We start from the raw sequence: 20,150 nt of genomic DNA on the forward strand, positions 1-20,150 counted from the left end.
TGATCTGCCGCTATCGCGAGCTAGATGAAAGTTAATTTATTAAGTCGCGGGCAATTCTTGGCAAAATGCTCGTAACTTCGTAATGAACTGCTTATCAGGCCAGCCCTATGACCCGCATCTTGACCATCGAAGACGACGCCGTGACCGCCCGGGAGATTGTCGCCGAACTGAGTAGCCACGGCCTCGACGTCGACTGGGTCGACAATGGCCGCGAAGGGCTGGAGCGCGCGGTCAGCGGCAACTATGACCTGATCACCCTCGACCGCATGTTGCCCGAGCTCGATGGCCTGGCGATTGTCACCACCCTGCGGACCATGGGCGTGGCCACGCCGATCCTGATGATCAGCGCCCTGTCCGACGTCGATGAGCGAGTGCGTGGCTTGCGCGCTGGCGGCGACGACTACCTGACCAAACCCTTCGCCACCGATGAAATGGCCGCCCGGGTCGAAGTCCTGCTGCGCCGGCAGAACACCGTGACCGCCCAGGCCACCACGCTGCGGGTGGCGGATCTGGAGCTGAACCTGATCAGCCACGAAGCCAGCCGCGACGGTCAACTGCTGACACTGTTGCCCACCGAGTACAAACTGCTGGAATTCCTGATGCGCAATACCGGGCAAATCCTCTCGCGGATGATGATTTTCGAAGAAGTCTGGGGTTACCACTTCGACCCCGGCACCAACCTGATCGACGTACACATTGGCCGTCTGCGCAAGAAGATCGACCCGCCTGGCAATGTCCCTCTGATTCGGACCGTGCGAGGCTCGGGTTATGTCATTGCCGAACCCGTCTAAAGGCTGGCGCTCTTCCAGCAGCCGTCTGCTGGCGCTCTACAGTTCGCTGTTCGTGATCTGGAGCGGGATCCTCATGGGGGTCATGTACTACGAGGTTTCCGCTTACCTGGACAACCTGGCCAAGCATTCGCTGATGCAACGCCAGCACCTGTTTTCGCGTTTTTCCGGCGAACAACTGGTGGACGCCCTCGCCGTCAGCATGACCTTCGACATCCGCGGCATCGACGCCTACGGCCTGTTCGATGCCCAACACCGTTACCTCAGTGGTGCCCTGCGCTACATTCCGGACGGCTTGCCGCTCGATGGCAAGATCCACATGCTGCGCGACTGCGATGCCTCCGACGACAGCGACGACCAGAGGCTGCCCGCCGACAGTTGCGACGCCGTGGCGACCCGCACCCTCGATGGCCGCTGGCTGGTGCTGGTGCGCGACAACGGTTCGCTGTTCGCCGTGACCCGGATCATCCTTCACGCCTTGTTCTGGGGTGTGACCCTGACCATCGTACCGGGCATCGTCGGCTGGACTTTGCTGCGGCGCCGGCCGTTGCGGCGCATTCGCGGGATTCAGGCCAGTGCCGAGGCCATCGTCGCCGGCGACTTGAGCCGGCGCTTGCCACTGTCCAATCGGCGTGACGAACTGGACATGCTCGCCGCCATCGTCAACGCCATGCTCGAACGCATCGAGCGCTTGATGAACGAGGTCAAGGGCGTGTGCGATAACATCGCCCATGACCTGCGCACGCCCCTGACCCGTCTGCGCGCGCAGCTTTACCGCATGCAGCAACAAGCCGGCGAAGGCTCGCCGCAGGCCATGCAACTGGACCTGGTGCTGGCCGAAGCCGACACACTGATGGCGCGTTTTCGTGGCTTGCTGCGGATCTCCGAACTGGAAGACCGCCAGCGTCGCTCCGGCTTCGTGCAAGTGGACCCGGTGGCGTTGTTGCAAGAGCTGCATGAGTTCTACCTGCCCCTGGCGGAAGACGACGATCTGGTGTTCCAGCTGCACCTGCCCGCGTCGTTGCCACCCCTCCATGGCGACCGGGCACTGCTGTTCGAAGCGGTGGCGAACCTGCTCAGCAACTCGATCAAATTCACCCCGCCCGGCGGCGCGGTGATCTTGCGCGGGGTCAATGATGGCGGGCACACGCGGATCGAAGTGCTTGACTCCGGCCCGGGCATTCCCGAGGCGGAACGTGAAGCGGTGTTCCAGCGCTTCTATCGCGCCGAGGCGGGCAATCATAAAAGCGGCTTCGGGCTGGGGCTGTCCATCGTCGCGGCGATTGTCAGCCTGCACGGGTTTACGCTGGAGGTGGGCAACAGCGAACTGGGTGGTGCGCGGTTGGTGCTCGATTGTAGGGAGAGTTTGATACCGCAGGCCTGATAAAAATCTGCCTGAACTGACACAAAACCTGTGGGAGCGAGCTTGCTCGCGATGACGGTGTATCAGGTAAAAATGTATCGCCTGACACTCCGCTATCGCGAGCAAGCTCGCTCCCACAGGGATTGGTGGTGTTTTCCGCTGGGTGAATCAGGTCGGGTAATTGGCCCGCAATGCCTCAAGCCCACCCTGATAGATGCCGTTAAACAACGCCTCTACCTCCTCGTTGCTCACACCCACCGGCTCGAACCTTCCGGACCAGGTCACCCGCGCGCCCTCGCCTTGCGCTTGAACCTTGATCGTCGCCAGATAATCAGTCGCCGGAAACGGTGCCTGCAAAATCGAGTAGCTGTAGGTTTGGCTCGCGTTGTCGAACGCTTGCAGGCGTTCGATCACCACGGCGCCGTCCGCCGTTTGCAGGCTGCGCACGCGCCCGCCTTCGCTCAGTTCGCTCTTGGGAATGAACGGCAGCCAGTCCGGCAGCGAGTTGAAACCGCCAATCAATTGCCAGACCTGATCGGCCGAAGCCGGGATGTCGATGAAGGCTGATGCAGTTGCCATGAAATACTCTCTCCAATCAATAAGGTTCAGATGGCCAGGCTGTCGACGACACCGCCGTCGACCCGCAAGGCAGCACCGGTGGTGGCCGAGGATAACGGCGAAGCGATGTAGGCCACCAGATTGGCAACCTCCTCGACATCCGCCACGCGCTGGATGATCGACGTCGGCCGGGCCTTGCGCACGAACGCATCGGCTTCATCCCGGGCGCTGCGCCCGGATTCAGCCGTGGCGTCCTTGAGCATGTCTTCCAGGCCATCGGTAAAGGTCGGGCCGGGCAATATCGCGTTGACCGTCACGCCGGTGCCGGCCAGGCGTTTGGCCAGGCCATGGGACACGGCCAGGTTGGCACTTTTGGTCACGCCATAGTTGATCATGTCCGCCGGTGTCGCCACGCCGGATTCCGAAGACAGGAAAATCACCCGCCCCCAGCCCTGCTTGACCATCTGCGGTGTGTAATGCCGGGACAGGCGCACGCCGGAGATCACGTTGACCTCGTAGAAGCGCGTCCACTCACTGTCCGGGGCGTCGAAGAAATCCACCGTGTTGAATATCCCGAGATTGTTCACCAGGATGTCCGCCCGAGGTTCGGCCGCGAACAATCTTTCGGCGCCTTCGGCGGTGCCGAGGTCGGCGGTCACGCCGCGCAATTGCGCGCCGGGTACGCGTTGGCGAATGCTCGCCAGCGCCTGTTCGACCTTGGCCGTGTCGCGGCCGATCACCACCACCGTGGCGCCCGCCTCGGCCAGTGCCTGGCTGATGCCCAGGCCGATGCCAGCGGTGCTACCGCTGACGATTGCGAGTTTTCCGCTCAAATCGATTTTCATGCTCAAGCTCCAATGAGGGGCAAGGGTGCGCGCTCGGAAACCAGCTTCGCCTCACGCATCGCCTGCCAGTATGCAGCGGGAATTACCGCCGACAACGCGGCCACATCTTCGGCGATCCGATCCGGGCGACTGGAGCCCGGAATCACCGCCGCCACTGCCGGGTTCGCCAACGAAAATTGCAATGCAGCGGCTTTGACGTCGACACCATGGGCCGCCGCAATGCGTTTGATCTGCTCGACCTTGCTGATGATCGCCGGGCTGGCCTTCTGGTACTCGAAGTGTGCGCCGCCGGCGAGGATGCCCGAGCTGTACGGGCCGCCGACCACAATCTCGACGTTCTGCGCCAGGGCGGCGTCCATCAAACGTTGCAAGGCGCGGTCATGGTCGAGAAGAGTGTAGCGACCCGCCAGCAGAAAACCGTCCGGCTGCGCTTCGCTCAGATCGAGGGTCAGTTCGCACGGTTCGACCTTGTTCACGCCAAGCCCCCAGCCCTTGATCACGCCCTCTTCGCGCAAACGCGTCAGCACTTTGAAGGCACCGGTACGGGCCTGGTTGAAGTACTCCAGCCACTGATCGCCGTAGAAATCCTGGGCGATATCGTGCACCCAGACGATGTCCAGGCGATCGGTTTGCAGGCGCTTGAGGCTGTCCTCGATCGAACGCATCGTTGCATCGGCGCTGTAGTCGTTGACGATCCTGTTCGGCCGGCCGTGCTCGAACACCCCGCTCTTCTCGCCCAGGTCACGGGCGGCGGCGTCTTCGACTTCATCGAGGATCACCCGGCCGACCTTGCTGCTCAGTACATAGTCGTCACGGTTGTAGCGCGACAGTGCGGCGCCAAGGCGAATCTCCGACAGACCCGAGCCGTAGAACGGCGCGGTATCGAAGTAGCGCACACCGGCATCCCAGGCGGCATGGACAGTCGCTTGCGCTTCTTCTTCCGGGATGGCGCGGAACATGTTGCCCAACGGCGCGGTACCGAAACCCAGCGCGCCGGGCAGTTTGTCTTTCAAGCTCATGGATGATTCCTCGTCAGTAGTCAGGGGTCAGTGATGACCGTTGAGCAGATGCTAGATTGCGATGATCGGACCGTCCAAGACATAATATGCAGCACTTGAGTCCCTACAGGTCTGACATGATCGACATCCGCCAATTGCGCTACTTCGTCGCTGTCGCCGAGGAAGAACACGTCGGGCGCGCCGCCGAACGCCTGCACATTTCCCAGTCCCCCCTGAGCCGGCAGATCGCCCAGCTCGAAGAGCGCCTGGGCCTGAGCCTGTTCGAGCGCAGCCAGCAACGCATCCGCCTGACCCGCGACGGCCAGACGTTCCTCGCCGAAACCCGCGCCCTGTTGACCCACGCCAATCGACTGGAATCCCTTGGCAAGCGTCTGGGGCGTGGCGAAGAAGGCGGCCTGTGCATTGGCTACATCGAAAATGCCATGCACGCCGGCGTGCTGCCCAATGCCTTGCGCGTGCTGCGGGTCGACCGGCCGAACGTACACGTGGCGCTGTACAACCTCAGCTCGGCCGAACAACTCGAAGGCTTGCGCCAGCGAAGCCTGGATATTGCCCTGGTGAGCGAACCACCGACCGATGACGACCCGGACCTGCTGGGTTTTCAGGTGCTGGACGATCCGATGCTGCTGGCCCTGCCCGAGCACCATCCGCTGGCGCAGCAAACTGTGCTGACCCCGGCCGACCTCGCCGACCAGGAATGGATCGGCGTGCAGCACCGACAGAACGCCAGCTGCCACGACGACTTCGTCAGCGCCTGCATCCGCGCCGGCTTCACCCCGGATATCCGCATGCAAGCCACCGAACCCTTCACCGCACTGGGTCTGGTCGCGTCGGGGCTGGGCATCGCGATGATCCAGAAAGGTCTGAGCCGCAATGCCCCGCCGGGTGTGGTGCTGCGGGAAGTGCCGTGGATTTCCTTCACCACGCCATTGTGGGCGGCGTGGCACCGGATCAACCTGCGGCCGCTGGTGGAGACGTTCAGGAAGGTGCTGACGGAGCCTGAATCCACCACCTGAAACGGCTCCCACAGTTGATGGGGGTCGTTCGCAGCATTTGTGCCCGCTGAAAACCCGGAGTGGGAGCGGGCTTGCTCGCGAAAGCGGTGTGTCAGGTAACGTTGATGTCGACTGACACTCCCTCTTCGCGAGCAAGCCCGCTCCCACAGTTGATGGGGGTCGTACGCAGCATTTGTGCTCACAGAAAATCCAGTGTGGGAGCGAGCTTGCTCGCGATGGCGGTGCCTGTTTAAAGCACATGTTTAACGGCTGTCAGCGTAACTTGATGAAAGCTACAGCGCCTTGCGTCATTGCCTACGGGTACGCCAGAATCCGCCGGCTTACGCGCCTTGGGTCCGGGCTTTATCGTTAGCCGGTCGCTGAAAAACAGCGATCGGGTTTGGTAGCCCGGACTAATTAGGCGCATAGCGCACCGTTTGCAGACCTTTCGGGTCTCTGTTTTATGGTGGCCATGCGCAGGGCTCTCTCGGGAGCGCCGGGTTCCTAATTACCGGTCTACCAACCCGCGTATGGCCGCCACCCCTCGTTTGGTAGCGAGGGCTGAAGGCTCCTTAATTTCAATTAGGAGTTCTATCGATGATCAAACCAACACCCAACCCGCCAGAAACCGATCCAGCCTCCCCCTACGAAAGCCCCGATTCCAGGCAATTCCACGAAGCCGCCGAACGCGCCCTCAATCACTACTTGAACCCCGCCGCCAACATCATGGCCACGCCCCACAAACCCTCCACCATGTTCACCATCAACCCCGACATCGACACCGAGACCCTGTTGGCCCACGCCTGCGAATCACTGGCCTCGGCCAATGTGATGACCAACGATCTGGCGGGTTTTCTGGTGGGCTCGCATCGCAACACACTGCTGGGCATTGCACAGGTCATCATGCTGGGTGAGTTGGCGGTGAACCGGGCGCTGGATCGACTTGATCCGCCTGAGTAAAGCGCCGAACGTGTGGGAGCGAGCTTGCTCGCGATGGCGGCAGCACATCCAACATCGATGTGACTGACCCACCGCTATCGCGAGCAAGCTCGCTCCCACAGGTAATCCGCGAATTCTAGATTCCACAGGGTTTGCTGCTTTACTGAAAAGACCCCAATCCCCCAGCGAGCCACCCCCATGAACCGCAACGACCTGCGCCGCGTGGACATGAACCTGCTGGTGATTTTTGAAACCCTGATGTTCGAGAAGAACCTGACCCGGGCCGGGGAGAAGCTATTCCTCGGCCAGCCCGCCGTCAGTGCGTCGCTGGCCAAGTTGCGCGATCTGTTCGACGACCCGTTGCTGGTGCGCAACGGTCGAACCCTGGAGCCGACCCCGCGGGCATTGCAGATTCTCAAGGAATTGCAGCCGGCGATGGACACCATTTCCGGGGCGGTCAGCCGGGCCAAGGATTTCGAGCCGTCCACCAGCCGCGAAGTGTTTCGCATCGGCTTGTCCGACGACGCCGAGTTCGGGTTGTTTCCGCCGCTGCTCAAGCAGATTCGCGAAGAAGCGCAGAATGTTGTGGTGGTGGTGCGCCGGGTGAATTTCCTGCTGATGTCGTCGATGCTGGCCAGCGGCGAGATTTCCGTCGGTATCAGCTACACCACGGAATTGCCGGCCAACGCCAAGCGCAAGAAATTGCGCGACTTGAGTGTGAAGATCCTGCGCGGCGATGATCGCCCAGGCCCGCTGACCCTGGATGAGTTCTGCGAACGCCCTCACGCGCTGGTGTCGTTTTCCGGGGATCTGAGCGGTGCCATCGACAATGACCTGGCCCGGATCGGTCGTTCGCGCCGGGTGGTGCTGGCGGTGCCACAGTTCGCGGGGCTGCGGGCCTTGCTGTCGGGTACTGACATGCTCGCCACCGTGCCGGATTACGCGGCCAGTGCGTTGATCGAAGGCAGCAGCCAGCTACGGGCGGACGATGCACCGTTTGATATCAACCTGTCCGAACTGTCGATGGTCTGGAACGGGGTCAACGATAACGATCCGGCAGAACGCTGGTTGCGCTCGAAAATTGTACAGCACATGGCGGCGCCACTATCGGGGCATTGAGCGACTGCAGGACCACCGGCTCGGACTCGCGCAAATACACCGGCATGTCGGTCACCGGTGGCATGGCCGGAATCTCGAAGTACATCTGCACCACCCAGCCACGGTGATAGCTGGCGTGGTTGACCACGTGCATCAGCATCGCGCCGGCGCTCATGGTGCCGCTTTCGCCTGAGACAAAGGTGAATTCCAGGAGCTTGTCCAGGGAGGCATCGGTTTGCCGGGCGCTCCAGTCGCAGTACCAGCGATCGATGGCTTTTTGCGCCATGCGCAGTTCGGACAGGTCGGCATGTAGCAGGTCGTGTGAGGTCTTGAAGCCATGCCCCCGGCCTTCGAGGTGCGCCTGCCAGATGCAATCCACCACGTACACGTGATTGAGGGTGCCGATCATGTTTTTGAACACCGACACCCGTTCTTTTTTGACTTCGCCCGGAGGGAGCGCCGCGAGGCTGTCAAAGAGGCGCTGATTAGCCCAGCGTTTGTAATCGGCCAGCAGGCAGGCAGTGCGTACGGTGATCATCAGAGTTCTCCGATGGCAGTAAGCGCACCCCCTAGCATAGACCCGATGCCCGCAATGCAGCGCGAGCTCTGATCATCGGTCATTCAGGCGTTTCACCACGCGCTCGGCGAGCGCCAGGCAACCGGTCAGCACCGGTGATTCGATGCCGAACAGGTTCACCAGCCCCGCCATGCCATGTATGGACTGATCGGCGTTGTCGGCAATAAAGCGAAAACGCTCCACGGAACTCTTGGTGATCGCCGCGCATCCTAAACTATGTGGTACTTACCTTATGCTTCATGCTGTCGGAGGACACCGTCATGCGCCGGATGTTTATCATTTCTTCCCTGGTACTTTGTTTACCTTTCGGCTCGGCTCTGGCCGATGTGGATGCGGGTGACGTCGCCACTTCCGCCGGGGTTTCCGCCTCGCTGTACTCGACGTTCAAAGACGACAAACTCATGATTCCCGCTCGGGATGACGCCTCCAGCTTCGTTGCCAGTGACGGTGCGATTCGTGGTGCTTACCTGGAGGCGGTATTGAAAAAAGTCCGTCAGGACAATCCCGCCCTCAACAACGCAAGCGACGAAGACCTGGCCCGCGCCATTCTCGTCCAGGAAGGCGTTGCCACCGATCACTGAAGATCGTCATCGCCAGCGGTGGGGCTTGTGACACCGGGATAGCGTTTCCAGCCCTACCTGGCGTGCGCGCCAGTGGACAAGCGTGCCCACCCGGCCACGAGTTGCGCGTTGATACTCACCCCACCGCATACCACGATCACCACGTCATGGACGTCGGCAATCGCCGGGTGATCCAGGTAGGCAAGCGCCAATGAAACGCCGCACGCCGGCTCGACCAACTGCCGTAAATCATTGGCGTAACGCACCACGCCCATGATCGCCTCATCATCACGGAGCACCACACACTCATGGGGAAAATCGCCGATGTGCCTGACCGGCCAGGCGGCCACTTGTGCGGCGCCCAGGGACGTGGCGACCGTGTCGATTTTCGCCAGTTTGACCGGATGCCCGACCGCCACCGCCGCGGCGAACGACGCCGCGCCTTCGGTTTCGCAGGCAATGATGCGGCAATCAGTGCGCCGATGACGGATCAGCCCGGTGAGCAACCCTGCCAGCAAGCCACCGCCGCCAACCGAGGTCACCAGCGCATCGACTTGCGGGCAGTCTTCAAGGATTTCATCGACCATTGTGCTGTGCCCTTCCCACAACAGCGGGTGGTCGAAGGCCGGCACGAATTCGCTGTGTGGGTCCTGGGCGAGTTCCATTGCCCGTTGATTGGCTTCGTCCCAGACCTTGCCGTGCACGATCACTTCGGCGCCGGTCTTGCTGATCCGCGCCCGGGTGCTTTGCGGGGTCGTATGCGGCACCACGATGCATGCCTTGAGCCCCAGGCGGGCAGCGGCCATGGCCGTGGCCAGCCCCGCGTTCCCGGCGGAGGGACAGACCACTTCGCGCTTGCCCTGCTCCGCCGCCCGGCTGCACAGCAACCCCATGCCGCGTAACTTGAACGAGCCGCTGGGTTGCAGGTTTTCCAGTTTCAGCCAGATACGGCGGGTTGGGGTCGAGAGGCCAGGGTGCAGGATCAAAGGCGTGCGGATGTGAAGCATATAGGCTCCTGTTTCACGCCACAGGCTCGTCGAACGCGTCAACGAGCCAGCGGTGAACGGTCCTCTCATGCAAGTTTAGTTCACCCGGCCTCGGGGTGACCTCTCAGCGATAACGCGGCGCCGCCACGCAATTGCCAAACAACCCGGACAGCGTCTTGCGCTGGGCTTCGTAACGGTCCCACTGGCTGCCATCGTGCAGCCCCGGAATGGTCACCACTTCGCCGGCCGCCAGGCCAGCGAGCGCGGCATCGACCATGTCTTCGGCGGACATCACGATTTCCTTCGGCAGGTTTTCCACCGGGTTGCCGGCCTCGCTCCAGAAATCGGTGGCGGTCGCCCCCGGCAACACCGCCTGGATGCGTATGCCCTTGTCCGCCAGTTCATGCTGCATCGACTGGCTCAGGCTCAAGACGAACGCCTTGGTCCCGCCGTACACGCCGTTGAGGATTTCCGGGGCGATGGCGACGATGGACGCGATGTTGATCACGGTGCCGGTGCCCCGGGCGACAAAGCCCGGTACGACGGCATAGGCCAGGCGCATCAACGCCGTCACGTTGAGGTCGATCATCGCTTCCATGTCGTCCACGGGACTTGCCAGCAGCGGCATGACGCCACCGACCCCGGCGTTGTTGACCAACAGGGTGATGCTGGCGTCGCTGCGCAGGATCTGTTCGACCCGCAGCGAATCCGCCTTGTTCGTCAGATCGGCGGCCACCACCTCCACGGTGCGCCCGGTTTCGTCGCTCAAATGACTGGCCAGGGCATTGAGCTTGCCCTGGCTGCGGGCCACCAGAATCAGGTCGTAACCCTGCCGGGCCAGGCGGTCGGCATACACCGCGCCAATGCCCGAAGAAGCGCCGGTGATCAGTGCAGTGCCTTTGGATGAAAGCGCCATGGTGCAATTCCTCTACGGTGAGGCGAGAGATTCGCCGGGTGCTGACCGTTATAAAGGGACTTACGAATGTCTCAAATGACGTTTAAAGTACGTTTTTCGGACATAACCGTTTGAGGACAGGTCCATGATCAGCGTCGCGTTCGTGGTTTTCGAGGGTTTCCAGTCCATGGCGCTGGCCGCCATGCCGGTATTCGAATACGCCAATTTCAGTGCGGCAGAGGCGCTGTATGACGTGCGCGTGCTGTCGGAAAACGGTCACAACCTGCGGGCATCCGGCGGCTTGAGCGTCGGCACCGAGGCATTCGACGGGCGCGTGTTCGACACGGTGATCGTGGTCGGCGGCGACTCCATCGTCGAACAGGCGCCCGAGGCCGTGCTGGATTACCTGCGGGCCAGCATCAACACTGCACGCCGTACGGCGTCGATCTGCTCCGGGGCGTTCGTCATGGCCCAGGCCGGTTTGCTCGACGGACGGCGGGCCACCACCCACTGGGCCTACGCCCGGGAACTGCAGGCGCGGTTTCCGGCGATCAAGGTCGAGGTCGATCGCATCTATGTGATCGACGGTTCGATCTGGACCTCCGCCGGCATGACGGCGGGTATCGACCTGGCACTGGCCATGGTGGAAAAGGACCACGGCGCCGAGTTGGCCCGGGCCGTGGCGCAAAAACTGGTGATGTACCACCGCCGCGCGGGCGGCCAGTCGCAGCACTCGGCGCTGCTGGAGCTGGATCCGAAATCCGATCGGATTCAAACCGTGCTTGGCTACGCCCGGGAACACCTGGCCCAGCCCCTTTCGGTGGAGCAACTGGCACAAGTGGCCAACCTCAGCCCCCGGCAATTCAGCCGGGCGTTTCGCGCCGAAACCGGTCAATCACCGGCCAAGGCCATCGAAAACCTGCGCCTGGAAGCGGCGCGACAGATGCTCGAACGCGGACGCCTGACCCTCGACCAGATCGCCCTGGAAACCGGGTTCACCGACCGCCGACGCATGCGCGAAACCTTCCTGCGGGTGTTCGGGCAACCGCCACAGGTGATTCGGCGCAATGCTCGAGCAGAGGTGCCTTGATCGCGCCCTCGCCCGGCTTGGGAACCATCGGAATCTACACTGAACCTGACGGAGGTTACTTTTGGAGGCACCATGAAAATCTCGGCCAAACTGGCGTTTTTCGCCGTCGTCAGCACCCTCGCCTACCTCGCCCTGGCGATCTGGGGACTGGGTGGTTTCGCGGCTTACTTCAGCCACGGTGCACTGGTCGTCATTGCCCTGGCCACCCTGATCATGGCCGTCGTATCACTGTTCACCGAAGTCAACCTGAGTTCGGGGGAACGCGAAGACCGGGCCAATCGCTGGGTCATTCCGGCTTTCGGCGTGATCGGCTTACTGAGCGGCTTTCTGCCGGCCTATACCGACCGCATCGATTTCTGGACTTTTGGCGGTGAGGGCGTGCGCTGGCTCGGCGCACTGTTGTTCATCGGCGGCGGCGCGCTGCGGTTGTGGCCGGTGTTTGTGCTGGGCAAGCGCTTCAGCGGGCTGGTGGCCATTCAGCCGGGGCATCGACTGGTCACCGAGGGCATTTACCGCAACCTGCGCAACCCCAGTTATCTGGGGATGATGGTCATCGGCATGGGCTGGGCACTGGCCTTTCGTTCGGGTGTCGGGCTGATACTGGTGGCGCTGACGCTGATCCCGCTGATCGCGCGCATTCACGCGGAAGAGGCCTTGCTGAGGGCGCAGTTCGGCAGCGAATACGAGGCCTATTGCGCCCGCAGTTGGCGGCTGATCCCAGGACTTTACTGAATACAACCCTATCCCCTGTGGGAGCGAGCCTGCTCGCGAAAGCGGTGTGTCAGCCAACATTAATAGCCACTGACACGACGTCTTCGCGAGCAGACGAACGTCGCCCGGCTCTTCCCACATTAGATTTTGTGCAGGCCAAGGAGCCCATCGGCGTGCACGCGAACACCCATAAGCTCATAGTCGGCCAACGTCGCATGCGGCGTCTCTACAGGCTGCTCATGAGTCGCCGTGACAATCATCAAGTCCGCCCCCGCCGCCTCGGCCGCCAGAATTCCCACCGTGGCATCTTCAAAAACCAGGCACTGCCCAGGCTCGACACCCAGGCGCCGGGCTGCGAGGCGGTAACCCGCGGGGTCCGGTTTGCCGGCAGTCACATCCTCGGCGGTGATCATGACGGCAGGCTCGGCAATCCCCGCCGCCGCCATCCGCCGCAACGCCAGTTCCCGCGGGGCGGAAGTGACGATGGCCCATTGGCCGGCCGGCAAGGACCGCAAGAATTTCGCCGCGCCAGCCACTTCCAATACCCCGTCGACGTCGACGATTTCCGCTTCGGTAATCCACGCGGCTTCAGCTTCGGCGTCCACCCCGGGCAAGCCCAGGCGCCTGATGGTGTCGATGGCGCGGGCACCGTGGATGGTCGGCAGGAAGCTGTCGACATCGACACCATGGCGCACGGCCCAGGTGGTCCAGACCCGCTCGGCGGCGGCAATGGACGTCAGGACAGTGCCGTCCATGTCGAACAGAAAGGCACGGTAAGTCGAGTTGAATACAGAGTGATCGGACAAGGAAAAGAACCTCGCAGGTGCCAGACGGATTTGCCCGGCAATGTAGCATCTGCGCGCAGCTCAGTTGAGTCGTTTGGATTTAAAGGTCTGGCCCACGCAATCGAGCAGCCCGCCAATCATCCAGGGTTTCTTGATGAACGAGACCGGGTGCCGCACACCTGCGCTTTCAGGGGTTTCGAAACCGGACATGATCATGATCGGCTTGTCCGGCCAGCGATCGCCGAACTGGTTGGCCAGGTCCGCGCCATTGAGCGTGCCGGGCATGGTGATGTCTGTCAGCAACATGCCCACCTCTGGTGCATGCTGTTCCAGATAGATCGCTGCTGCGTCCGCACTGATGTGCGGCTCGACGACAAAACCCTCCTCCTGAAGAATCTCACAGAGAAACTCCAGGATCAGCGGGTCATCCTCAACCACCAGAATCAACCCGCCAGGAAGATCCCCTCCCGCCGTCGGTACTCGACTCATGACCGTGCCGCTCCCTGATTGCCTCAATGATTTCGCGGGCTCTGATCCGCTACCTAAAAGGTATGAGCAGCGGACTCGGCGGAAATTCATTTTTGATGCAACCAGGTGACGGGTATCAAGCATGCTGATCAATTTTGCCCATCAGGCGGCACGCTGTCCCTAAAGCCCTGCGGAAAAAACCTGTGGGAGCGAGCCTGCTCGCGAATGCGGTAATTCAGCCAACATCGATAGCGACTGACACTACGTCTTCGCGAGCAGGCTCGCTCCCACATGGACCGCGGTGGTTGGACTTACTGCGACATTTCGCTTTTTTTCATCGCATCCTTGGACATCGCGTCTTTTTTCATCGCGTCCTTGGACATTGCATCCTTGGACATGCTGTCTTTGGACATGGCGTCCTTGGACATCGAATCGGTTTTCTTCATCGCATCCTTGGACATGGCATCCTTGGACATCGAATCCTTGCTCATGCTGTCATTGCTCATGCTGTCATTGCTCATGCTGCCGTTGTCAACAGCAGTAGCGGCGAACACAGAGGCAGCACCAACGGCCAGGCACATGGACAGAACAACAGTGGTCAACTTTTTCATGATGAAACTCCTTGGAGCGTGGGTTGTGGAGGTGTGAAACGGCCAGGCCCCCATCAGCTGCCACCGAACCAGTTGTAGCCCTGGTCTTCCCAGTAGCCGCCGCTGTAGGTGTTGCTGACGAAAATCGCCTGAATGTGTTTGGGATTCTTGTAGCCAAGCTTGGTGGGCATGCGCAGCTTCATCGGGAAGCCGTATTCGCGCGGCAGCACCGCGCCGTCATAAGTCAGCGTCAGCAGGGTCTGCGCATGCAGCGCGGTGGCCATGTCGATGCTGGTGTAGTAGTCGTCGGCGCACTTGAAACCGACGTATTTGGCGTCGGTATCGGCGCCGATGCGCTTGAGGAAATCGCTGAAGCGCACGCCGCCCCAACGCCCGATCGCGCTCCAGCCTTCGACGCAAATGTGCCGGGTGACCTGCTCGGTCTGGGCCATGGCGCGCAGCTCTTCGAGGCGCCAGCTGCGCTTGTCGGCGACCAGGCCGGTGACTTCCAGGCGATAGCCCTCCTCCTCCACCGTCGGTGCTTCGTCGATGCCGTAGAAGGCATTGAAGGGAAACGGCCGGGTGATCATCGATTCGGGATAGGTCGGCGCCATCGCGTTGGGGTCGAACAGCCAGCCTTGCACCCGGTCATTGAAGCGCGACATGGACGACAGCGCAGTCTCGACGCTTTCGTTGTCGGTGACACTGCAACCGGACAACATCGCCACGCCACCGAGGGTCAGGCCACGCAACAGGAACGAGCGGCGCGAGCGGTCTTCGATCTGTGGCGCGAGGATCTTGCGGGCGTCGGTGAGGATCGACGCCTCGTCCAACCCGGGTACCTGAATGCGCTTTTTCATACCTGCTCCTTGCGGCCGACAATCATGGCCAACAGCGTTTTCGGCACCAGCGCCACCATCAGCAGATGTACCGCCACAAAGGCCACCAGCAATGCCATCGCGAAGAAATGCACGCGGCGTGCGCCCTCGTAACCGAACAGCAATTCACGCAGCAGTGGAAACTGCACCGACTTCCACAACACCAGCCCGGAGAGCACCAGCAGGAGGATGTCGACCATCACGAACAGGTATGCAAAACGCTGCACCTGGTTGTAATGACTGAGATCGGCGTGCCCGAGTTTTCCGCGCAAGGCGGCCCACAGGTCATGCAGCACACCTTTGGGCGAAACCGGGAAGAAACGCCGCTTCAGGCGTCCGCTGAACAGGTTGAAGGCCAGGTAGATCAGGCCGTTGATCGCCAGGAACCACATCGCCGCGAAATGCCATTGCAGCGCGCCTGCCAGCCAGCCGCCGAGGGTGATCGAATTGGGAAAACTGAAATCGTAGATCGGCGAGGCGTTGTAGATGCGCCAGCCGCTGGTGACCATCACCAGCACTGCCAGGGCGTTGAGCCAATGGGTCAGGCGTAGCCAGCATGGATGTGTGGACCTGGGTGAAGCAGTGTTCTGCGACATGTCCGGCTCCCGGTTGTTGTTGTTCGTTGGAGCCGAGTATGGGAGCCGGAAGATCGCCAAATCCTCACGTAAAGTTAAATTAAACGTGATAACTGCCTGGTAACTGCTGACCAAAGAACCTGTGGGAGAACCTGTGGGAGCGAGCTTGCTCGCGATGGCGTAGTGTCAGGCGATACAACTGCTGAATGACCCACCGCTATCGCGAGCAAGCTCGCTCCCACAGTGTTTTGTGTGGCCCGGCAAAGACTCAGTTATGTTTAAATGCCGCCCCCCACAAATGACCGACCCGACCCGATGAACCCTGAAGCCCTCGCCACCCTCAACCAGCACCTGCTGACCGCCCTGGCGGCCGCCCCCGCCGAAACCCGCCGCCTGTTCCACGGCCGTGGCCGCTGCTGGCCGGGGCTGGAGCAAGTGACCGTGGACTGGTTGCAGGGCGTGGTGCTGGTAGCGCTGTTCAAGGAGCCGGAAGCGGCGCAGATGGAAGACCTGAAGCAGGTGCTGATGGCGATCACCCAGTCTGAGCAGTGGGCAAAATCCGGTGCCCACACGCTGCTGTTGCAACATCGCTACCTGCTGCAAAGCACCACCGAGTGGCTGCTGGGCGAAGTCATAGAGGAAATGACCATTACCGAAGGCGGGTTGAAGTATCGAGTGGACCTGGGCCGCAAGCAAAACACAGGGCTGTTCCTCGACATGCGCTACGGCCGCGATTGGGTCCGCGCCAATGCCGGGGGCAAACGGGTGCTGAACCTGTTCGCCTACACCTGTGGTTTCTCGGTGGCGGCCATCGAAGGCGGCGCGACGCATGTGGTCAACCTCGACATGTCCAGCCCCGCCCTGAGCCGTGGCCGCGACAACCACCGGCTCAACGGCCACGACCTGAGCAACGTGACCTTTCTCGGCCACGACCTGTTCAAGTCCTGGGGCAAAGTGATCGGCAAGGGGCCTTACGACCTGGTGATCATCGATCCGCCGTCGTTCCAGAAAGGCAGCTTTTTGCTGACCAAGGACTACCAGCGTGTGCTGCGCCGGTTGCCGGAATTGCTCGGCCCTGAAGGTACGGTGTTGGCCTGCATGAACGACCCGGCGTTTGGTGCCGATTTCCTGATTGATGGCGTAACTCGTGAGGCGCCGAGCCTGAAGTTTGTGCAGCGGCTGGAGAATCCGCCGGAGTTTCCGGATGCTGATGTGGAGTGTGGGTTGAAGGCGCTTGTGTTCCAGTTGGAGAGATAACGAGGGATGTCGCTTTATAGATATGCGCCACCCGCTCAGCGCCAACCCGCTCCACACGGCACCTCCGCAGTTGGATAGACTCAACTTCTTAGCAAGCCATAGAGGAGTTGGCTATCTGCAACTCTGGTCTGATTTAACCGGTGCAAGCTTATTGCAGCAAATGTAATGCTGTCCGAATTTTCGGATGCCATTCTCGCTCTAAGATTCGGAGAAACATTAAAAAACGAGACTGCATCTTCTAAATTTCCTTTAAACTCAATACCAGGATGCATTTTTGACACATATTCTCCAACCGCGAAAATAAAGTCTCGATGATCACTCGTAAACGCCTTGAGGTACTGCATAGTCAACCCTCCATTCATGATAACTTCGGATATACCCTGCTGCGGAACTTCATACTGTTGGACCGGGCTATTCAGCGCCCATTGCGCATGATGATTCAAATAAAAATGATCTACGGCGTTCGGCCCAACAGTTACCATCCCACTCGCTCTATTTAAATGCAAAAGCTCATGACCTAATACCGCTCCAAGTGAAATGCCCCCAACAGGATTTAAATTTATAGCGATTCGACCATAAAAGTCCCCCGCATGAACCATGGCATTAGTATTTTCACTGCTCCCACTAAAACCAAGAAACTTTCCACGACCACGCGGACCGTGGTATTCCCTGGCCAGCCCTTCTCCTCGCCTCATAGAGTCCAAGACCTTACTCATTACTGAGCTGTATCCTGGACTGAAGTAGCTTTGCAAAATATTTGTATTTTCCATATAGCCTAAGTGCACCGAATTTTGCGCACCCGAAAAAAAATTCATCGCCTCGAGAATCTCTGACCTAATGTAGGTCGATTGTGCTGATGAAAACTGATGAAGGCCACGCGCGACAATTACAGAACCACTCGGAATAATTTCGCGTTCAATCTGATCGTTTTCACCAGGATAATATCTTCCATCTACATCGCTAACACTGACACCCTTGTTTGAAACGAAACAAAAAATATTTAGCCCATTTACGGGACCCGCTGGATCCGGACAAATCCAGCGCTGCAACCACGGTGCGTAATACCGATACCCGTAGTAATACAGCCCGGTCGCATCTCGCTCTTTACCCGAGTAGCGGATGGTTTTGTACTGCGCCACCAGCGCACTTTTCCCCGCCCAGCACGCCGTGCCGCCAGAGGGGTAATAGTGTTCTTGGGTCAACACACCGGCTTCGTCATCCAGTTCCAGGGTGCTGGAGCCGAGGTGATCGCTGAGGCTGTAGCGCCATTGATCGTCATGAGCACCTTGGGGCCAGTGCAGCGCCCGCACGGTGCTGCGCCCGGCTTCGAGGCTGATGACGTGATGCTCTTCGCCATCGGCCTGGCGGTGGATTTCCAGCCCCGGGAGGTAACGGACTTCGCTGCGCAGGGTGCGGCCGCTGCTGTGGGCGAATCCCGCTTTGCGCAAGCGGTGGCCGGGGCGGTCGTAGCGGTAGCATTCGTAGTCGTCAGGCTCGGTTTCGCGGTTGACCAACGTCACGCGGCTCAATTGATTGCGGCTGTCCCAGAGCATGGCTTGCCCGCGCTGCAGTTCCTGTTGATTGCCACCGGTATCGAAACCCGAGGCGATATCGGGCTCACCCGGCAGCGAGCCGTCGTCGCGTTGCGCGAGGCTACGGTTGCTTCGTGTCGAGGTGAACATCGAAAACCCGGGCGCATCGCTGTGCTGGCGGGTGATCAAATTCCCACCCCGGTCGTACTCGAAGCGTTGGATGTAATTGCGCCGCTGGCTGGGGTCCAGCGGCGTGGGCAGCAGTGTCGGCAGGGCCGGGCCATGACTCGGCTGGCTGACCTCCCAGCCCTGGGCTTCGACCAGTTGATACAGGCTGTCGTAGCGGTAGCGATTGATCGGCTCGATGCGCTGGTTGTTGAAATGGGTGACGGCTTGAGACTGATCGTGCAGCTCGACGATATTGCCCACCGGGTCGTAGACGTAGTTCAGGTCCTGCAAGGGAGACTGACTCCCGACTGCCGCTACCAGCCGGATCAGCCGGCCGTCATCGGCAGCGTATTCGACGTGGGTCAGCACCCCATTGCCAGCGGTTTCGCGTTCGACCTGATCCTGGGCGTTGTAGCGGATGTTCCTGACCAGGCATTGCGGCGTGCTCCCTTCGCCGGCCATTTGCAGCCAGACCTCACTCAACTTGCCCGCCACGTCGTAACCAAAGGTGCGAACGTTGCCCATGGCATCGGTTTGTTCCTGAAGCTCGCCGGTGGGGTTGAAGATGTGGCGAGTGATGAATGATTGGGCTTCCAGACACGCCTCGCGGTCATCGATATCCAAGGGCCAATCAGGTGTTTCGAGGTCGGCGAGGAAGCGTCGATCTTCTACCAGCACGGCACCGGCAAGCCCATAGACGGGAAAGATTTGAGTACCCGCCGGATCGTCATGACGGATCATCTGTCCGCACTGGTTGTGTTCGGCGAATGCAGGACTGCAATCACCGTAGCTCAAGCGCTCCACCACACGAGGTCGTTCCCCCGCGCCCTGTTCCGTGACGGTGATCGGTCGCTGTTGTTCGTCGAACTCGGTGTGACGCTGACTGCCTCGTGCATCCCAGAATGAACAGCGCGAACCCGCCTGATCCAGCACACTCAACTGCCACCCGGCATCGACGCTGTCCATCAACAACGGTTGCCCACTCAAGCCGTAGACCGTGGTCAGGTTCGGCTTCGGCGCCGTGCCCCACAACCGCGGGTCCCACGACTCGACCAAACGGCCTGCCGCGTCGAAGCGTTGCCGGGTGATGCGTGGATCAATCAGCGGGCTGTCGGGATGGCGGCAATAGCCGACGCTGCGAACCGCCAAGGTGCGCGGGTCCATGACCGAGAGCGTTGGTGTCGCGGCGTGGTGGTGAGCGTTCACGGCATTGACGGTCCTTCGCTTTGACTGAGGACAGACTGGGCCTATTTTCGCCGGACCGAAACTGTAAGAAGTTACAGGTCTGCGCCTGCGAAATGGCCATCGTCGGAACGCCGCCCGGAGCAAGCTCGCTCCCACAATGAATCGCGCCGAATGGATATCCGTGGGTTGTCAGCCAGATCATGTTGACGGTGGTTGTGTTGCTGGTGGCGGTGATTCAGTTGGGTGGGGATCGGTTGGCGCTGGGGTTGAACAAGCGCTGACGAGCTG

The 20,150-nt window shown here is 60.8% G+C and carries 21 protein-coding genes and 2 pseudogenes; 10 read left to right on the forward strand and 13 right to left on the reverse strand.

What is annotated here, in order from left to right; translation table 11 throughout:
- Positions 1-107: 107 nt before the first annotated feature.
- Positions 108-791, forward strand: a complete 684-nt coding sequence (locus AC3IT9_RS18500) for a response regulator transcription factor (protein WP_020796732.1) — start codon at positions 108-110, stop codon at positions 789-791.
- Complete coding sequence (locus tag AC3IT9_RS18505; RefSeq protein ID WP_489270647.1) at positions 769-2,172, forward strand: sensor histidine kinase; 1,404 nt, start codon at positions 769-771, stop codon at positions 2,170-2,172. The genes AC3IT9_RS18500 and AC3IT9_RS18505 overlap by 23 nt, the downstream gene beginning before the upstream one ends.
- A gap of 147 nt (positions 2,173-2,319) precedes the next feature.
- Here the strand turns inward: AC3IT9_RS18505 and AC3IT9_RS18510 are convergent, their stop codons facing one another.
- The 3 genes from AC3IT9_RS18510 to AC3IT9_RS18520 are packed head-to-tail and all read right to left on the reverse strand — an operon-like array spanning position 2,320 to position 4,573.
- Positions 2,320-2,730, reverse strand: coding sequence for an SRPBCC family protein (locus tag AC3IT9_RS18510; protein WP_489270648.1), 411 nt, complete (start codon positions 2,728-2,730; stop codon positions 2,320-2,322).
- A gap of 26 nt (positions 2,731-2,756) precedes the next feature.
- The gene (locus tag AC3IT9_RS18515) at positions 2,757-3,554 is read right to left on the reverse strand and encodes an SDR family NAD(P)-dependent oxidoreductase (protein WP_150726040.1); all 798 of its coding nucleotides are present in this window, start codon (positions 3,552-3,554) and stop codon (positions 2,757-2,759) included.
- Between the two features lie 2 nt (positions 3,555-3,556).
- Positions 3,557-4,573, reverse strand: coding sequence for an aldo/keto reductase (locus AC3IT9_RS18520; protein WP_489270649.1), 1,017 nt, complete (start codon positions 4,571-4,573; stop codon positions 3,557-3,559).
- 116 nt (positions 4,574-4,689) lie between these two features.
- Here AC3IT9_RS18520 and AC3IT9_RS18525 point away from each other — a divergent pair, with 116 nt between their 5' ends.
- The 3 genes from AC3IT9_RS18525 to AC3IT9_RS18535 all read left to right on the forward strand — a co-directional run bounded on the left by AC3IT9_RS18525 (position 4,690) and on the right by AC3IT9_RS18535 (position 7,626).
- Positions 4,690-5,589, forward strand: coding sequence for a LysR substrate-binding domain-containing protein (locus AC3IT9_RS18525; protein WP_489270651.1), 900 nt, complete (start codon positions 4,690-4,692; stop codon positions 5,587-5,589).
- Between the two features lie 576 nt (positions 5,590-6,165).
- Complete coding sequence (locus AC3IT9_RS18530; RefSeq protein ID WP_489270652.1) at positions 6,166-6,528, forward strand: DUF6124 family protein; 363 nt, start codon at positions 6,166-6,168, stop codon at positions 6,526-6,528.
- 177 nt (positions 6,529-6,705) lie between these two features.
- Entirely contained in the window at positions 6,706-7,626 is a 921-nt protein-coding gene (locus tag AC3IT9_RS18535) for a LysR family transcriptional regulator (protein ID WP_489270653.1), read from the forward strand.
- Here AC3IT9_RS18535 and AC3IT9_RS18540 read toward each other — a convergent pair.
- Together AC3IT9_RS18540 and AC3IT9_RS18545 are read right to left on the reverse strand one after the other, a co-directional pair.
- Positions 7,547-8,143, reverse strand: a complete 597-nt coding sequence (locus AC3IT9_RS18540; protein ID WP_150756555.1) for a DinB family protein — start codon at positions 8,141-8,143, stop codon at positions 7,547-7,549. The two genes, AC3IT9_RS18535 and AC3IT9_RS18540, sit on opposite strands and share 80 nt — an antisense overlap.
- Before the next feature lie 72 nt (positions 8,144-8,215).
- Positions 8,216-8,320: pseudogene (locus AC3IT9_RS18545) on the reverse strand (hypothetical protein); the annotation flags it as partial.
- 122 nt (positions 8,321-8,442) lie between these two features.
- On the opposite strand from AC3IT9_RS18545, the gene AC3IT9_RS18550 reads away from it, so the two are divergent.
- On the forward strand, positions 8,443-8,763 hold the full coding sequence (locus tag AC3IT9_RS18550; RefSeq protein ID WP_150756556.1) for a DUF2388 domain-containing protein: 321 nt from the start codon (positions 8,443-8,445) through the stop codon (positions 8,761-8,763).
- Between the two features lie 53 nt (positions 8,764-8,816).
- On the opposite strand, the gene AC3IT9_RS18555 is transcribed toward AC3IT9_RS18550, so the two are convergent.
- A complete protein-coding gene (locus tag AC3IT9_RS18555) occupies positions 8,817-9,749 on the reverse strand; it encodes a pyridoxal-phosphate dependent enzyme (protein WP_489270655.1) in 933 nt (310 codons plus the stop codon).
- Positions 9,750-9,852: 103 nt separating this feature from the next.
- Entirely contained in the window at positions 9,853-10,644 is a 792-nt protein-coding gene (locus tag AC3IT9_RS18560; RefSeq protein WP_150756558.1) for an SDR family NAD(P)-dependent oxidoreductase, read from the reverse strand.
- Between the two features lie 124 nt (positions 10,645-10,768).
- On the opposite strand from AC3IT9_RS18560, the gene AC3IT9_RS18565 reads away from it, so the two are divergent.
- Both AC3IT9_RS18565 and AC3IT9_RS18570 read left to right on the forward strand, forming a co-directional pair.
- The gene (locus AC3IT9_RS18565; RefSeq protein WP_423503933.1) at positions 10,769-11,713 is read left to right on the forward strand and encodes a GlxA family transcriptional regulator; all 945 of its coding nucleotides are present in this window, start codon (positions 10,769-10,771) and stop codon (positions 11,711-11,713) included.
- Between the two features lie 72 nt (positions 11,714-11,785).
- Positions 11,786-12,445: a methyltransferase family protein gene (locus AC3IT9_RS18570; protein ID WP_489270656.1), complete on the forward strand. Its 660-nt coding sequence runs from the start codon at positions 11,786-11,788 to the stop codon at positions 12,443-12,445.
- 119 nt (positions 12,446-12,564) lie between these two features.
- On the opposite strand, the gene AC3IT9_RS18575 is transcribed toward AC3IT9_RS18570, so the two are convergent.
- The 5 genes from AC3IT9_RS18575 to AC3IT9_RS18595 form a co-directional block, all read right to left on the reverse strand.
- Positions 12,565-13,230, reverse strand: a complete 666-nt coding sequence (locus tag AC3IT9_RS18575; RefSeq protein WP_489270657.1) for an HAD-IA family hydrolase — start codon at positions 13,228-13,230, stop codon at positions 12,565-12,567.
- 60 nt (positions 13,231-13,290) lie between these two features.
- Complete coding sequence (locus tag AC3IT9_RS18580; RefSeq protein ID WP_489270659.1) at positions 13,291-13,698, reverse strand: response regulator; 408 nt, start codon at positions 13,696-13,698, stop codon at positions 13,291-13,293.
- A gap of 290 nt (positions 13,699-13,988) precedes the next feature.
- Positions 13,989-14,288 (reverse strand): pentapeptide MXKDX repeat protein, encoded by a 300-nt coding sequence (locus tag AC3IT9_RS18585; RefSeq protein WP_489270660.1) that lies wholly within the window; start codon positions 14,286-14,288, stop codon positions 13,989-13,991.
- A gap of 53 nt (positions 14,289-14,341) precedes the next feature.
- Positions 14,342-15,127 carry a molybdopterin-dependent oxidoreductase gene (locus tag AC3IT9_RS18590; protein WP_489270661.1) on the reverse strand — a complete coding sequence of 262 codons (786 nt, stop codon included), beginning with the start codon at positions 15,125-15,127 and terminating at the stop codon, positions 14,342-14,344.
- On the reverse strand, positions 15,124-15,741 hold the full coding sequence (locus AC3IT9_RS18595) for a cytochrome b/b6 domain-containing protein (RefSeq protein ID WP_489270662.1): 618 nt from the start codon (positions 15,739-15,741) through the stop codon (positions 15,124-15,126). The genes AC3IT9_RS18590 and AC3IT9_RS18595 overlap by 4 nt, the downstream gene beginning before the upstream one ends.
- A gap of 294 nt (positions 15,742-16,035) precedes the next feature.
- Here AC3IT9_RS18595 and AC3IT9_RS18600 point away from each other — a divergent pair, with 294 nt between their 5' ends.
- Positions 16,036-16,977 carry a class I SAM-dependent methyltransferase gene (locus tag AC3IT9_RS18600; RefSeq protein WP_489270663.1) on the forward strand — a complete coding sequence of 314 codons (942 nt, stop codon included), beginning with the start codon at positions 16,036-16,038 and terminating at the stop codon, positions 16,975-16,977.
- Between the two features lie 80 nt (positions 16,978-17,057).
- Here the strand turns inward: AC3IT9_RS18600 and AC3IT9_RS18605 are convergent, their stop codons facing one another.
- Complete coding sequence (locus AC3IT9_RS18605; protein ID WP_489270665.1) at positions 17,058-19,883, reverse strand: RHS repeat domain-containing protein; 2,826 nt, start codon at positions 19,881-19,883, stop codon at positions 17,058-17,060.
- A 170-nt stretch (positions 19,884-20,053) separates the two neighbouring features.
- Here AC3IT9_RS18605 and AC3IT9_RS18610 point away from each other — a divergent pair.
- Positions 20,054-20,143 (forward strand): annotated as a pseudogene (locus AC3IT9_RS18610) (ABC transporter permease); the annotation flags it as partial.
- Positions 20,144-20,150 lie beyond the last annotated feature (7 nt).

Source organism: Pseudomonas sp. KH_046_1, from assembly GCF_057839025.1.